Raw genomic sequence first — 13,755 nt, 5'->3', positions numbered from 1 at the left:
TAGCAGGGGCTCGCGGCGCGGCCGTGCCGCACCGCGCCAAGGCGCCCGGCAGGCGGGGCGTCAGCCGGCGTCGACGAGGGTGCCGACGGGCTCGCCGCGCATGATCTTCATGAGGTTGCCCGGCTGGGTCATGTCGTAGATGCGCAGCGGCAGCTTGTTCTCGCGGCACAGCGCGATGGCAGCCGTGTCCATGACCTCGAGGCGGCGCTCGATGACCTGGTTGTAGGTGAGGTGCTCGTAGCGTTCCGCGGTCGGGTCGCGTTTCGGATCGGCCGAGTACACGCCGTCGACCTTGGTGGCCTTGAGCAGCAGGTCGGCGCCCACTTCGACGGCGCGCAACGCGGCGGCGGAGTCGGTCGTGAAGAAGGGGTTGCCGATGCCGGCCGCGAACAGGGTGACGCGGCCCTTCTCGAGGTGGCGGATGGCGCGGCGGCGGATGAAGTCCTCGCAGACCTCGTTGATCTTGATCGCGCTCATGGTGCGCGCCTCGCCGCCGAGCTTCTCGATGGCGTCCTGCATGGCCAGCGCGTTCATGACGGTGGCGAGCATGCCCATGTGGTCGCCGGTGACGCGGTCCATGCCGGACGCGGCCAGGCCGGCGCCACGGAAGATGTTCCCGCCGCCGATCACCACGCCGACTTCGACGCCGGCGTCGCGGACTTCCAGGATTTCCTTGGCGAGACGGCCGATCACCTTGGGATCGATGCCGTAGTCCTCGCTACCCATAAGGGCTTCACCGGAGAGCTTGAGCAGGATGCGGCGGTGGTTCAGCGGGTTGCTCATGGGGGTCTCCGAATTGTGTGGGGCAAAACGGGCGTAGTTTACCGCGCGCCGTTTGTTACGGGCAGATGAAATGCCGATCCACGTCACGAATGCCGGATGCCATGGTGGGAGCGCCTTGGGCGAAGGGCATGGCGACATAAAAAAGGCCCCGTCTCCGGGGCCTTTTCGTTCAGCGGAGCGATGTGGCTTTACGCCAGGCCCGCCTGCTTCATCACTTCGGCGGCGAAGTCGTCCACCACCTTCTCGATGCCTTCGCCCACGGCCAGGCGCTGGACCGAGACGATCTCGGCACCGGCCTTCTTGAGGGCCTCGGCGACGGTGACGTCGCCGTCGAGCACGTACGGCTGGCCGACGAGGGTCACTTCGGCGAGGATCTTGTTGACCTTGCCCGAAACGATCTTCTCGAGGATCTCGGCCGGCTTGGCCTTTTCCTTGTCGGACATCTTCGAGAGCTCGATTTCCTTTTCCTTCTCGAGGAAGTCGGCCGGAACGTCCTTCTCGCTGACGAACTTCGGGTTCATCGCGGCGACGTGCATCGCGATGCCCTTGGCCAGCTCTTCCGAGCCGCCCTTCAGGGCCACCAGCACGCCGATGCGGCCGCTGTGCGAGTACGCGCCGATCGGGCCGTCGTTCTCGACCTTGGCCATGCGGCGGACTTCGAACTTCTCGCCGATGGTGAGGGTGAGGGCCTTGGCGCCTTCCTCGACCGTGGCGTCGCCGAGTTTCGCGGCCTTGAGGGCCTCGATGTCGGAGGCGCCGGACTCGAGCGCGACCTTGGCGACGTCCTTGGTGAACTGGATGAACTGCTCGTTGCGCGACGAGAAGTCGGTCTCGCTGTTGACCTCGACGAGGACGGCCTTGCCGGCGTCCTGCGCGACGGCGATCAGGCCCTCGGCGGCGACGCGGTCGGCCTTCTTGTCGGCCTTGGCCAGACCGTTCTTGCGCAGCCATTCCATCGCCGCTTCGATGTCGCCGTTGTTTTCGACGAGCGCCTTCTTGCACTCCATCATGCCAACGCCGGAACGCTCGCGCAGATCCTTGACGAGGCTTGCAGAGATCTCAGCCATGGTAATTCCTCAAAGTTTGATGGGCGCCGCGGCGAGGTGCCGCGGCGCCGGTGAAACGGAAGAGCGTGTTACGGGGCGGGGCGCTTACGCGCGGCCACGACCACCGTCACGGCCGCCTTCGCGACGCGGGGCACCCTTCTTGGCCGGGGCGCCACGACGCTCGCCGCGCGGGGCTTCGTCCTTGGCGACCGGGTTGCCTTCCTCGTCCAGCTCGACGAACTCGTTCGCGTCGCCGCGGGCGGCGTTCGGAGCGGCGGCCTTGCCTTCCAGGATGGAGTCGGCGGCGGCACGGGCGTACAGCTGGATGGCGCGGATGGCGTCGTCGTTACCCGGGATGGCGTAGTCGACGAGGGCCGGGTCGTAGTTGGTGTCGACGACGGCGACGACCGGGATGCCGAGCTTGCGGGCTTCCTGGACGGCGATGTCTTCGTGGCCGATGTCCACGATGAAGAGGGCGTCCGGCAGGCGGTTCATGTCCTTGATGCCGCCCAGCGAGTTCTGCAGCTTCTCGCGCTCGCGGCGACGGGCCAGCACTTCGTGCTTGACCAGGCGGTCGAACGAACCGTCGGTTTCGGCGGCTTCGAGTTCCTTCAGGCGGGCGACCGACTGCTTGACCGTGCGGAAGTTGGTCAGCATGCCGCCGAGCCAGCGGGCGGTGACGAACGGCTGACCGGCGCGGCCGGCTTCCTCGGCGAGGGCCTCGCGGGCCGAACGCTTGGTGCCGACGAACAGGATGGTGCCGCCCTTCTGGGCCAGGCCCGAGAGGAAGTTCATCGCGTCGGTGAAGAGCGGAAGGGTCTTCTCGAGGTTGATGATGTGGATCTTGCCGCGGGCGCCGAAGATGTACGGAGCCATCTTGGGGTTCCAGTAACGGGTCTGGTGACCGAAGTGGACGCCGGCTTCCAGCATCTCGCGCATGGTGACTTGTGCCATGGAATTACTCCTGGGCGAACCGCTCGTGCGGTTCTATGGGGGTTGGGACCTCCACGCATCCCCGGCTTCGACCCGACCCGGCCGCGGCGCCTTTCGCGACGACGGTGGGGCAGGCACCCCGAAGGCGGTGCCGATGCGTGTGTGGCGTTAAAAGCGATGGCCTCGCGCCGGGCCAAGAATGGCGCCGTGCGGTTACAATCGCGCTTCGATTCGCCGCCGTGGCCACGTGACAGTGGCTTCGCCGGACAGCAAAACTCGCTAATTGTAGCCTCCGGCTCCCCCTGGCCGCAAGTCGGGGTGGAATTCCGGCGGGGGCGCCGCCATCTCCGCTGGCAGGCCCAATCCCCTGACGGCAAAGGAAAATTCAAAGAGACCCGCCATGGCAGTGCAACCGAAGACCCCCGAAGAGATCCAGGCGATGCGCGAGGCCGGCCGTCTGGCCGCCGAGGTGCTGGCGATGCTGGTGCCGCACGTGAAGCCCGGCGTCACCACCGAGTACCTCGACAAGCTGGCCTACGACCACATCGTCAACGTGCAGAAGGCGATCCCGGCGAACGTGGGTTACCGCGGGTATCCGGCGACGACCTGCACCTCGGTCAACCACGTGATCTGCCACGGCATCCCGAGCCCGACCAAGGTCCTCAAGGACGGCGACATCGTCAACATCGACGTCACCGTCATCAAGGACGGCTGGCACGGCGACACGAGCCGCATGTATTTCGTGGGCACGCCGAGCGTGCTGGCGAAGCGCCTCGTCGAGACGACCTACGAGGCCATGATGAAGGGCATCGAGGCCGTGAAGCCGGGGGCCACCCTGGGCGACGTCGGCGCCGCGATCCAGAAGCACGCCGAGGCGGCGGGGTTCTCGGTGGTCCGCGAGTACTGCGGCCACGGCATCGGCAAGGTCTACCACGACGAGCCGCAGGTGCTGCACTACGGGCGCGCCGGCACGGGCCTGGAGCTGAAGCCCGGCATGACCTTCACGATCGAACCGATGATCAACGCCGGCAAGCCGCAGACGAAGTCGCTGCCGGACGGCTGGACCGTGGTGACCAAGGATCATTCGCTTTCCGCGCAATGGGAGCACACGATCGCGGTGACCGACGACGGGTTCGAGATCCTCACCCCCTGGCCGGACGCGGCCTGAGGGGGTCGATCCGACATCCGGGGCGACCGCCCCACAGGGACCGACGACACACCGACGAGGGGCTCCTGACGTGACGCTGCCACCGCTACCACGCCTGCCCGCGGTGGTCCCCCGCTCGGGCGTATCGCCCGAGGCGCGACGCTCGCTGCGTCAGTTGCTCGGCGACATCGACCGCGCGCTCACGGTCGCGTTTCGCGACGGCGAGGACGCCTCGGCCCTCGCGCGGCGTCGCGCGGAGATCGTCGATCGCATCGTGGTGCATGTCTGGGGGGCCTGCCTCGGCGACATCGCCGCCGGCGCGCTCTTCGCGGTCGGCGGCTTCGGGCGCGGCATGCTGTTCCCGCGGTCGGACGTCGACCTGCTCGCGCTGGTCGGCGAGACGTCGCCGGCGCTGAACCGCGCGCTGGAGAATTTCTTCGCCTGCCTCTGGGACATCGGCCTGAAGCCGGGGCACGCGGTGCGCACGATCCAGCAATGCCGCGAGCTCGCCGCTCGCGACATCAGCGTGTTCACCAGCCTGCTCGATGCCCGGCGCCTCGCGGGCTGGCCCATCCTGGCCAGCGAACTGCGCGGCATCCTCGACGATCCCGCGATCTGGCCGCCCCGCGAGTACCTCGCCGCCCGGCTGGCCGAACGCGACGCGCGCCACGCGCGCTACGACGACACCGCGCAGAACCTCGAACCGAACCTCAAGGACGGCCCCGGCGGACTGCGCACGCTCGACGCGCTGCGCTGGCTCGGTCGCCGCCTCGCCGACGCGCCCGATTTCGACGCCATGGTCGCCGAGGGACTGCTGGAGCCCGTGGAGGCGACGCGCCTGACGCGCGCGGAGGAAACGCTGCGCCGCTATCGCTACGCGCTTCACCTGGAGGCGGGCCGCGCGGAAGAGCGGCTGCTGTTCGACTACCAGCGCGCGCTCGCGACGCGCCTGGGCTTCGAGGACGAGCACGCGAAGAACCTGGGTGTCGAGCAGTTCATGCAGGGCTACTACCGCGCGGCGACCCAGATCGAGCGGTCCGGCACGCAGCTGGTGGAGCGCTTCGAGGAAATGCTCGATCCCGATGTCGAGCCACAGCCGGTGGGAAGCGACTACGTGCGCTACGGATCGCGCATCGCGCCGCGCAATCCGCACCTTTTCGTGCGCCGGCCTTCCGCGCTCGTGGAAATCTTCATCGCGCGCCTGGACGAGCCCGGCATCACCGGCTTCACCGCGGAGACCATGCGCCGCATCCAGCACGCCGTGTCGCAACACGGCGAATCCCTGGCCGACGATCCGCAGGTGCTCGCGGCGTTCCTCGCGCTGTTGCGTCGCGGCGCGCCGGCCGTGGAGGCGCTCTGGCGCATGAACCGGCATGGGCTGCTCGCCGCGATCCTGCCCGCGTTCGGCAAGGTGGTCGGCCGCATGCAGTACGACCTCTTCCACGTGTACACCGTCGACGAACACACGCTCCGCGTGCTGCGCAACGTGGCGCGCTTCGCCGATCCCGCCGCGCGCCGCGAGTTTCCCATCGCCTGCGAGATCTGGCCGCACCTGGAGCGGCCGGAGCTGCTCCTGCTGGCCGCGCTGTTCCACGACATCGCGAAGGGTCGGGGTGGCGACCACTCCGTGCTGGGCGAAGAAGACGCCCGCGCGTTCTGCGGCCGGCTCGGCCTGCCGGAAGAGCAGATCGATCTCGTCGCCTGGCTGGTGCGTCACCACCTCTCGATGAGCACGACCGCCCAGCGCCAGGACATCACCGATCCCGACGTCGTGCACCGGTTCGGGGCCGAAGTCGGCGACTGGGAACACCTCGACCACCTTTACCTGCTGACGATCGCCGACATCATCGGCACCAGCCCGAAGCTGTGGAACGCGTGGAAGGACCGGCTGCTCGCGGACCTCTATACGTCCACGCGCTTCGCGCTGCGCAGCGACCTCAAGCCGCCCGGCCACTCCGGCGTGCGCGTGCGTGAATGCCGCGAGCGCGCGCTCGTGATGCTCGCCGCCGAGCGCGTGCCGGCGGACGACATCGCGTCGGTCTGGGCGGAATTTCCGGACACGAGCTTCCTGCGCCATCGCCCCGAGCAGATCGCGTGGCAGACGGCGGCGATCCTGCGCGCCCATGGCGCCACGCCGCTGGTCGAGGTGCATCCGTTCTCCGTGCGTGGAAGCACCGAGCTGTTCATCTACACACCCGACCGCGACGGCCTGTTCGCCACGGTGACGGCCGTTCTCGATCGCCTGCGTTTCTCCGTGGTCGAGGCGCGCATCCTCGTCTCGAGCACCGGCAAGGCGCTGGACACCTTCCTGCTGCTTGAGTCGGATTCGCAGGCACCGGCCTCGTTGCAGCGCGCGGAGGAGCTGCGCGCGCGCATGCTGCACGCGCTGGAGCAGGCGGCCGGGCATGCGCCGACCAAGCGCGGCATTTCCCGTCACCTGCGTCATTTCCAGATGGCGCCGCGCATCGAGTTCGTCGACGCGGGCGAGCGCACGCAGCTGGCGCTGGTCTGCACCGACCGGCCGGGCCTGCTCGCCGCGGTCGCGCAGGCGCTGGCCGAAGCGGAAGTGCGCGTGCATGATGCGCGTATCGCCACGTTCGGCGAACGCGTCGAAGATTTCTTCCAACTAACCGATCGCAGCGACGCGCCGTTGTCTCCCGAGCGCCGGGAGATCCTGCGCGCGTGCCTGCTGCGTCACATCGGTTCCGAAAGCCCCAGGACTCCCGTACATGCAGATGCAAACCCTTGAATCCCTGATCGACGACGCCTTCGAGCGCCGCGCCGACCTCACGCAGAACGAGATCGAGGGCAACCTGCGCGAAGCCGTCGACCAGGTGCTCAACCTGCTCGAATCCGGCGAACGCCGCGTCGCCGAACCCGATGGCAAGGGCGGCTGGACCGTCAACGCGTGGCTGAAGAAGGCGGTGCTGCTGTACTTCCGCATGAATGGCAATCGCGTGATGGACGGCGGCCCCTCCAGCGCGTTCGACAAGGTACCGCTGCGCTTCACCGACGGCGACGCCACCGAATACGCGAGCCTCGGCGCTCGCGTGGTGCCGGGCGCGCTCGTCCGTCGCGGCGCGCACATCGCGAAGGACGCGGTGCTGATGCCGAGCTATACCAACATCGGTGCCTACGTGGGCGCCGGCACCATGGTCGACACCTGGGCCACCGTCGGCTCCTGCGCGCAGATCGGCGCGAACGTGCATCTTTCCGGCGGCGTCGGCATCGGCGGCGTGCTGGAACCGCTGCAGGCCAACCCGACGATCATCGAGGACAACTGCTTCATCGGCGCGCGCTCCGAAGTCGTCGAGGGGGTCGTGGTGGAGAAGGGTTCCGTGATCGGCATGGGCGTGTTCCTCGGCCAGTCCACCCGCATCTACAACCGCGCGACGGGCGAGGTGACCTACGGCCGCGTTCCGGCCGGCAGCGTCGTCGTTTCCGGCAGCCTGCCGTCGAAGGACGGCAGCCACAGCCTCTACGCCGCGGTGATCGTGAAGCAGGTCGACGAGAAGACGCGTTCGAAGACCGGCATCAACGAACTCCTGCGCAGCGGCGACTGATCCATGACGATCACGCTCTATGGCCTGCCGACCTGCGACACCTGCAAGAAGGCGCGCAACTGGCTCGACCGCTTCGGCGTCGGATACACGTTCGTCGACTATCGGGCGAATCCGGTGGCCGCGCCCACGCTGAAGGCGTGGGCGGAGAAACTCGGCGGATGGGAAAAGCTGATCAACAAGGCGTCGACGACGTGGCGCACGCTGCTCCCGCAGCGCAAGGATCCGCGTACCGACCCCGAGTGGACCCTCCTGCTCAAGGAATACCCGGCGCTGATCAAGCGGCCCGTCGTGGTCGACGGCGACGACGTGTCGGTCGGCTTTTCCGACAACGCCTTCAAGAAGCGGTTCGGGAAGTGATCCGGCCAGCCACTCCCGTCGCACCGGCGCACGCCGGTGCCCACGGCGGAACGCGCGGTTTTCGCGACCACGCTTCCCAGGTAACGATCCAGCCATGACCCCCGTGCTCGCCCTCACCAAAGACCTCATCGCCCGCCGTTCGGTCACGCCCGAAGACGCCGGCTGCCTGCCGCTCATCGCGGCGCGCCTCGAAAAGCTCGGCTTCCGTATCGAGCACCTGCGCTTCGGTGACGTCGACAACCTTTGGGCCACCCACGGGACGGAGGGCCCCGTGCTGGCCTTCCTCGGCCACACCGATGTCGTGCCCACCGGCCCCGAGGATCGCTGGCGCTTTCCGCCCTTCGAGCCGACGGAGCACGAGGGCATGCTTTACGGGCGCGGCGCGGCGGACATGAAGGGATCGGTGGCCGCGATGGTGGTGGCGCTGGAGCGCTTCGTCGGCGCGCACCCTTCGCATGCCGGTACCGTCGGCCTGCTGCTCACCAGCGACGAGGAGGGCGTGGCGCTGCACGGTGTGCGCGAGGTGGTGGAACACTTCGCCGCGACGGGCCAGCGCATCGACGCGTGCGTCGTGGGAGAGCCTTCGGCGAAGGAGCGCCTCGGCGACCTCATCCGCGTCGGTCGACGCGGCTCGCTCTCGGGCACGCTCACCGTTCGCGGTGTGCAGGGCCACGTCGCCTATCCGGAAAAAGCGAAGAACCCGATCCACGCGTTCGCACCGGCGCTCGCCGCGCTGGCCGCGGAGCGTTGGGACGAGGGCAATGCCGATTTCCCGCCGACCTCGTTCCAGGTGTCCAATCTCAACGCAGGCACGGGCGCCAACAACGTGATCCCCGGCGAGCTCGTGGCGCTGATCAACTTCCGTTTCTCGACGGCGAGCACGGCCGATGCGCTGCGCGAGCGCGCCGAGGCGATCCTGCGCGCGCACGACGTCGATTTCGCCATCGACTGGCACCTGTCGGGCCATCCGTTCCTGGCGCCGCCGGGCGGCCGGCTGCGCGAGGTCGTGGCCGGCGTCTGCCGCGATCTCTGCGGCATCGATCCGGAACAGAGCACGGGCGGCGGCACGTCCGACGGACGCTTCATCGCGCCGATGGGCGCCGAGGTGATCGAGCTGGGGCCGGTGAACGCCACGATCCACAAGGTCGACGAATGCGTCAGCATCGCCGACCTGGAACGTCTGCCGGATCTCTACGAGGCGATCTGCGAGCGGCTGCTCGGCTGATACATCCGCCCGCGCGCCGTTGACGATGCTTCGCCGCGGCGTAGGATGCGGTGTCCGGACATCGGATGGCGAGGTCTCGCATGGACGTGAGAATGGCGCTGGTCGCGCACGACGCCGCGAAGGCCACGATGCTGTCGTTGGCCAGCGAATACATGGACGTGCTGCGTGCCTGCCGGGTGTGCGCCACGCGCACGACCGGCAAGATGCTCAGCGAGCGCCTGGCCCTCGACGTGGAATGCCTTCATTCCGGGCCGCGAGGTGGCGACATCCAGATCGCCGCCCGAATCGCCGGCGGCCTGATCGACGCACTGATCTTCCTGCGCGATCCGCTCGCCGCTCACCCGCACCAGGCCGACGTGTCGGCGTTGCTGCGCCTGAGCGATCTCGCCAACGTCGTCTGCGCGACGAACGAGGCCACGGCCCGTGTCGTGCTGGACGCGCTCCGCTGCGCGCGGACGGCGGGCGCCTGAGTCGCTACGATCACCGGCGTTTCGGGTACACCGCGACCATGCCGGCGTAGGGTTTGGTCATGAACGCCGGAGCGCCGACGTAGCCGTCGTCGGGGGTGTAGAACTGCGAGATCGTGCCGTCGAGGAATAGGGCGTCCTTGCAGCCGATCTCGTCGCGGAACAGCCGCGCGAAACTATGGAAGTTGACGGGCGTCCGGCTGACGACGAACACCACCTCGCGAGGCGTGCGCGCGCAGACGCCGCTGCGCCACTTCATGCTGTCCGAGCCGTTCTCGAACTGCGTGTTGATCTGTCCGTCGATGACGAGCATCGGCCCCGACTGCGTGGCCCAGCGCGGCTTGCGGGCCGCGGCGCGGAAGGCGTCGCTGGTGTGCACGTCGGCCGTGCCGTCGTCGTAGATCGCGAAGACGCCGTTGGGCAGCAGCGAAAAATTGCCCGAGCGGGGATTGCCGTGCGCGAGGTTCAGCGGCACGACGGTCTTGCCATCCTCGACGTAGAGCCCGAGTGGCTTGAAATCGCGATCGTAGATGCCCGCGTTGGTCGCGAAGACCAACGGGCGACCCTTGCCGGCCGTCCACGTCCGCAGCGTCTCGATGGTGGCGAAGGGCTGGCCGTTGTCGGGATTGCGCCAGTGCAGCTCGATGTCTTCGCGGGTCAGATCCACGCTGACCGTGAAATACGACTGGCTGTCGAACACGATGTCGTGGCCTTCCAGCGCGTCGGCGGCGTCGGCGCACGCGCCGGCCGCCGCGACCAGTGCCGCGGCGATGGTGAGGCGGGGAAGGGTCCGACGGATGAAACGGGGGAGGCGAGGGAACAGCATGTCCCGGATGTTCGCCGGGGCAGGCGGGCGGCGCAAGGGGGCGGCGACGCGCTCTTCGCGTGGAGGGCGTAAACTCCGGCGTTTTTAACCGATTCCCTCCACCGCCATGCCCTATACGCCCATCGTCGCCACGCTCGGCTACGTGCTGTCCCCGGACGGCAAGCGCGTGCTCATGATCCACCGCAACGCCCGCAAGGACGATCATCACCTGGGCAAGTACAACGGCCTGGGCGGAAAGATGGAGCCGGAGGAAGACATCGCGGCGTGCATGCGCCGGGAAATCCGCGAGGAAGCCGGCATCGAGTGCCTGGAGATGCGTCTGCGCGGCACGCTGAACTGGCCGGGCTTCGGCAAGCACGGCGAGGACTGGCTGGGCTTCATCTTCGTGGTGACGCGCTACGAGGGCACGCCGCTGGAGTCGAATCCCGAAGGCGCGCTCGAATGGGTTCCCGTCGACGCCCTGGACACGCTGCCGATGTGGGAGGGCGACCGCCACTTCCTCCCACTGGTGTTCGATGCCGACCCCCGGCCCTTCCACGGCGTGATGCCGTACAAGGACGGCCGGATGGTGTCCTGGAACTACACCCGGCTCTAGCGCACCGTCTTCAGGTAGGAGCGCGCCCTGCGCGCGACAGCTTTGCGCCCCGGTCCGCGGGGCTGGCGCGCCAGCTCGTGGGTTCGGCTCCAGAACATGTCGCGCGCAGGGCGCGCTCCTACGAGGTGGCGATCATCCGGTGGTCTCGATCCGCTCCACGCGCCTTCCACGGCGTGATGCCGTACAAGGACGGCTGGAACTACACCCGGCTCCGGCGCACCGTCGTCGGGTAGGAGCGCGCCCTGCGCGCGACAGCTTTGCGCCTCGGTCAGCGGGCTGGCGCGCCAGCTCGTGGGTTCGGCTCCAGAACATGTCGCGCGCAGGGCGCGCTCCTACGAGGCGGCGATCATCCGGTGGTCTCGATCCGCTCCACGCGCCGCAGGCCGCGTGGCAGCACGCCGCCGCGCGTGGCGCGATTGCCGCCGTATTCCACGAGATCCGCCCACTTCAGCGTGAGCTTGCGCTGCCCGGCATACAGGGTGACTTCGCCCTTGCCCTCGGCCACGACGGCGACGCCGACCACGCGTTCCTCGCCCGAGGCGAGCTTCGCCTTCGGAATCTCGATCAGCTTGTTGCCCTTGCCCTTGTCGAGTTCCGGCAGTTCGGCGACCGAGAACATGAGCAGATGCCCCTCGCCCGTGACCACGACCACGCGGTCGCGCGACGGATCGGCGGTGATGACGGGCGCCAGCACGCGCGCGCCGTCGCTCAGCGAGATGATCTGCTTGCCCGCCTTCTGGCGGCCCGTGAGGGCTTCGAAACGCGTGACGAAGCCGTAGCCGAAGTCGGTGGCGAGGATCACGCGGGTGTCGTTGTCGGCGGTCACGACCGCGTCGAAGCGCGCGCCGGCCGGCGGGCTGAATCGACCCGTCAGCGGCTCGCCGTTGCCGCGTGCCGACGGCAGCGTGTGCGCCGGCGTGGTGTACGCGCGGCCGGTCGAGTCGATGAACGCGACCTGCTGCGTCGTGCGCGCGCGCGAGATCGCCAGCAGGCTGTCGCCCTCGCGGTAGGACAGCGCCTCGCCGTCGACGTCGTGCCCCTTGCCTGCGCGCACCCAGCCCTTCTGCGAGAGCACCACCGTCACCGGTTCGGACGCGACCAGCGCGCTTTCATCCAGCGCCTGCGCGGCGCTGCGCTCGACCAGCGGCGAACGGCGCTCGTCGCCGTATTTCTCGGCGTCGCTGCGCAGTTCTTCCTTGATCAGGCCCTTCAGCTTCGCCGGCGACTTCAGCAGCACGTTGATGCGCGCGCGCTCTTCCTCGAGCTTGTCGCGCTCTTCGTTGATCTTCATTTCCTCGAGGCGGGCCAGCTGGCGCAGCTTCGTCTCGAGGATGTAATCGGCCTGCTCGTCGTCGAGGCGGAAGCGGGCGATGAGCACCGGCTTCGGTTCTTCCTCGGTGCGGACGATGCGGATCACCTCGTCGATGTTGAGATAGGCGATGCGCAGCGCCTCGAGCAGGTGCAGACGCCGTTCCACGCGCCCGAGACGGTGGTTCAGGCGACGCGTGACCGTATCGGTGCGGAAGCGCAGCCATTCGCCGAGGATCGTCTTGAGGTCCTTCACCTGCGGCCGGCCGTCGAGGCCGATCATGTTCAGGTTGACGCGGAAGCTCTTTTCCAGATCGGTGGTGGCGAAGAGGTGCTGCATCATCTCCTCGACGTCGACCCTGTTAGAGCGGGGGACGAGGACGAGGCGGATCGGGTTCTCGTGGTCGGATTCGTCGCGCAGGTCCTCGATCATCGGCAGCTTCTTCGCGCGCATCTGCGCGGCGATCTGCTCGAGGATCTTCGACGGAGAGACCTGGTGGGGCAGGGCCGTGATGACGATGTTGCCGTCGTCCCGCTCGTAGATGGCGCGGGCGCGCACGGAGCCCGTGCCGTTCTGGTACATCGCCGCGAGTTCGCGCCGCGGGGTGATGATCTCGGCCGAGGTCGGGTAGTCCGGACCGTGCACGTGCTCGCAGAGGTCGGCGATGGTGGCGTCCGGATCGTCGAGCAGGCGGATGCAGGCGCTGGCGACCTCGCGCAGATTGTGCGGCGGGATATCGGTGGCCATGCCGACCGCGATGCCCATCGAGCCGTTCAGCAGCACGTGCGGCACGCGGGCCGGCAGCCACGACGGCTCGTCCATCGTGCCGTCGAAGTTCGGCACCCAGTCCACGGTGCCGTGACCCAGCTCGGACAGCAGTACCTCGGCGATGGGCGTCAGGCGCGACTCCGTGTAACGCATGGCCGCGAAGCTCTTCGGATCGTCCGGCGAGCCGAAGTTGCCGTGGCCGTCCACCAGCGGATAGCGGTACGAGAAGGGCTGCGCCATGAGGACCATCGCCTCGTAGCAGGCCGAATCGCCATGGGGATGGAACTTGCCGATCACGTCGCCGATGGTGCGGGCGGACTTCTTCGGCTTGGCGGTGGCGCCCAGCGCCAGCTCGCTCATGGCGTACACGATACGGCGCTGGACCGGCTTCAGGCCGTCGCCCACGAAGGGCAGGGCGCGATCCAGCACCACGTACATCGAATAGTCGAGATAGGCCCGCTCGGCGTAGTCCTTGAGCGGGATCTGTTCGTAATTGGCTTGCAGATTCATGGGTTTCGGCATCCGGCAGGCGCGCCACGGCGCGTCGTTAACCGGGCGATGTTGCCAGAAAGCCGTCTCAGGAGCGAAGACTGCCAGCACATATGACAGCGGCGAACCCTGTGGGAGCGGCCTTGGCCGCGATGGGTGCGGGCCCCCCGCCCCCCTCGCCGCCCCCGGCCCGCCCCCCCCAGCCACGACCCCCACATCATCGGCGTTGCCCCCAACCCAAACCAGA

The 13,755-nt window shown here is 68.3% G+C and carries 12 protein-coding genes; 7 read left to right on the top strand and 5 right to left on the bottom strand.

Going from position 1 to position 13,755, the window contains the following annotated elements; genetic code table 11:
* Positions 1 to 60 precede the first annotated feature (60 nt).
* The 3 genes from pyrH to rpsB all read right to left on the bottom strand — a co-directional run bounded on the left by pyrH (position 61) and on the right by rpsB (position 2,783).
* On the bottom strand, positions 61 to 783 hold the full coding sequence (gene pyrH, locus J2X58_RS09965) for a UMP kinase (RefSeq protein WP_090052012.1): 723 nt from the start codon (positions 781 to 783) through the stop codon (positions 61 to 63).
* A 188-nt stretch (positions 784 to 971) separates the two neighbouring features.
* The gene (gene tsf, locus J2X58_RS09960; RefSeq protein WP_090052014.1) at positions 972 to 1,850 is read right to left on the bottom strand and encodes a translation elongation factor Ts; all 879 of its coding nucleotides are present in this window, start codon (positions 1,848 to 1,850) and stop codon (positions 972 to 974) included.
* A gap of 84 nt (positions 1,851 to 1,934) precedes the next feature.
* Positions 1,935 to 2,783: a 30S ribosomal protein S2 gene (gene rpsB / locus J2X58_RS09955; protein ID WP_090052016.1), complete on the bottom strand. Its 849-nt coding sequence runs from the start codon at positions 2,781 to 2,783 to the stop codon at positions 1,935 to 1,937.
* Between the two features lie 379 nt (positions 2,784 to 3,162).
* Between rpsB and map the strand changes: the two genes are divergently transcribed.
* The 6 genes from map to J2X58_RS09925 all read left to right on the top strand — a co-directional run bounded on the left by map (position 3,163) and on the right by J2X58_RS09925 (position 9,524).
* Complete coding sequence (gene map, locus J2X58_RS09950) at positions 3,163 to 3,930, top strand: type I methionyl aminopeptidase (protein ID WP_090052017.1); 768 nt, start codon at positions 3,163 to 3,165, stop codon at positions 3,928 to 3,930.
* Between the two features lie 70 nt (positions 3,931 to 4,000).
* A complete protein-coding gene (gene glnD / locus J2X58_RS09945) occupies positions 4,001 to 6,658 on the top strand; it encodes a [protein-PII] uridylyltransferase (RefSeq protein ID WP_254778963.1) in 2,658 nt (885 codons plus the stop codon).
* Positions 6,645 to 7,472 (top strand): 2,3,4,5-tetrahydropyridine-2,6-dicarboxylate N-succinyltransferase, encoded by an 828-nt coding sequence (dapD, locus tag J2X58_RS09940; RefSeq protein WP_310048662.1) that lies wholly within the window; start codon positions 6,645 to 6,647, stop codon positions 7,470 to 7,472. Before glnD ends, dapD begins: the two co-directional genes overlap by 14 nt.
* A gap of 3 nt (positions 7,473 to 7,475) precedes the next feature.
* A complete protein-coding gene (locus tag J2X58_RS09935; protein WP_310047938.1) occupies positions 7,476 to 7,829 on the top strand; it encodes a Spx/MgsR family RNA polymerase-binding regulatory protein in 354 nt (117 codons plus the stop codon).
* 94 nt (positions 7,830 to 7,923) lie between these two features.
* Positions 7,924 to 9,054 carry a succinyl-diaminopimelate desuccinylase gene (gene dapE / locus J2X58_RS09930; protein WP_310047936.1) on the top strand — a complete coding sequence of 377 codons (1,131 nt, stop codon included), beginning with the start codon at positions 7,924 to 7,926 and terminating at the stop codon, positions 9,052 to 9,054.
* 80 nt (positions 9,055 to 9,134) lie between these two features.
* On the top strand, positions 9,135 to 9,524 hold the full coding sequence (locus J2X58_RS09925; RefSeq protein WP_310047933.1) for a methylglyoxal synthase: 390 nt from the start codon (positions 9,135 to 9,137) through the stop codon (positions 9,522 to 9,524).
* Positions 9,525 to 9,534: 10 nt separating this feature from the next.
* Here J2X58_RS09925 and J2X58_RS09920 read toward each other — a convergent pair whose 3' ends face one another.
* Positions 9,535 to 10,347 carry a phosphodiester glycosidase family protein gene (locus J2X58_RS09920; protein WP_090052024.1) on the bottom strand — a complete coding sequence of 271 codons (813 nt, stop codon included), beginning with the start codon at positions 10,345 to 10,347 and terminating at the stop codon, positions 9,535 to 9,537.
* A gap of 106 nt (positions 10,348 to 10,453) precedes the next feature.
* Between J2X58_RS09920 and J2X58_RS09915 the strand changes: the two genes are divergently transcribed.
* Positions 10,454 to 10,942, top strand: a complete 489-nt coding sequence (locus tag J2X58_RS09915) for an 8-oxo-dGTP diphosphatase (RefSeq protein WP_090052025.1) — start codon at positions 10,454 to 10,456, stop codon at positions 10,940 to 10,942.
* Positions 10,943 to 11,288: 346 nt separating this feature from the next.
* On the opposite strand, the gene parC is transcribed toward J2X58_RS09915, so the two are convergent.
* Complete coding sequence (gene parC, locus J2X58_RS09910) at positions 11,289 to 13,529, bottom strand: DNA topoisomerase IV subunit A (protein ID WP_090176802.1); 2,241 nt, start codon at positions 13,527 to 13,529, stop codon at positions 11,289 to 11,291.
* Positions 13,530 to 13,755 lie beyond the last annotated feature (226 nt).

It is taken from the genome of Luteibacter sp. 3190 (assembly GCF_031456385.1).
GTDB lineage: Bacteria > Pseudomonadota > Gammaproteobacteria > Xanthomonadales > Rhodanobacteraceae > Luteibacter.
This window is presented reverse-complemented; position numbering and strand designations above follow the sequence as displayed.

Bases quoted from the DNA above. Each gene is read 5' to 3' on its own strand.
- J2X58_RS09920 (WP_090052024.1), bottom strand. From the start codon at position 10,347: ATGCTGTTCCCTCGCCTCCCCCGTTTCATCCGTCGGACCCTTCCCCGC.
- dapD (WP_310048662.1), top strand. From the start codon at position 6,645: ATGCAAACCCTTGAATCCCTGATCGACGACGCCTTCGAGCGCCGCGCC.
- tsf (WP_090052014.1), bottom strand. From the start codon at position 1,850: ATGGCTGAGATCTCTGCAAGCCTCGTCAAGGATCTGCGCGAGCGTTCC.
- J2X58_RS09935 (WP_310047938.1), top strand. From the start codon at position 7,476: ATGACGATCACGCTCTATGGCCTGCCGACCTGCGACACCTGCAAGAAG.
- J2X58_RS09915 (WP_090052025.1), top strand. From the start codon at position 10,454: ATGCCCTATACGCCCATCGTCGCCACGCTCGGCTACGTGCTGTCCCCG.
- map (WP_090052017.1), top strand. From the start codon at position 3,163: ATGGCAGTGCAACCGAAGACCCCCGAAGAGATCCAGGCGATGCGCGAG.
- rpsB (WP_090052016.1), bottom strand. From the start codon at position 2,783: ATGGCACAAGTCACCATGCGCGAGATGCTGGAAGCCGGCGTCCACTTC.
- parC (WP_090176802.1), bottom strand. From the start codon at position 13,529: ATGAATCTGCAAGCCAATTACGAACAGATCCCGCTCAAGGACTACGCC.
- dapE (WP_310047936.1), top strand. From the start codon at position 7,924: ATGACCCCCGTGCTCGCCCTCACCAAAGACCTCATCGCCCGCCGTTCG.
- pyrH (WP_090052012.1), bottom strand. From the start codon at position 783: ATGAGCAACCCGCTGAACCACCGCCGCATCCTGCTCAAGCTCTCCGGT.
- J2X58_RS09925 (WP_310047933.1), top strand. From the start codon at position 9,135: ATGGACGTGAGAATGGCGCTGGTCGCGCACGACGCCGCGAAGGCCACG.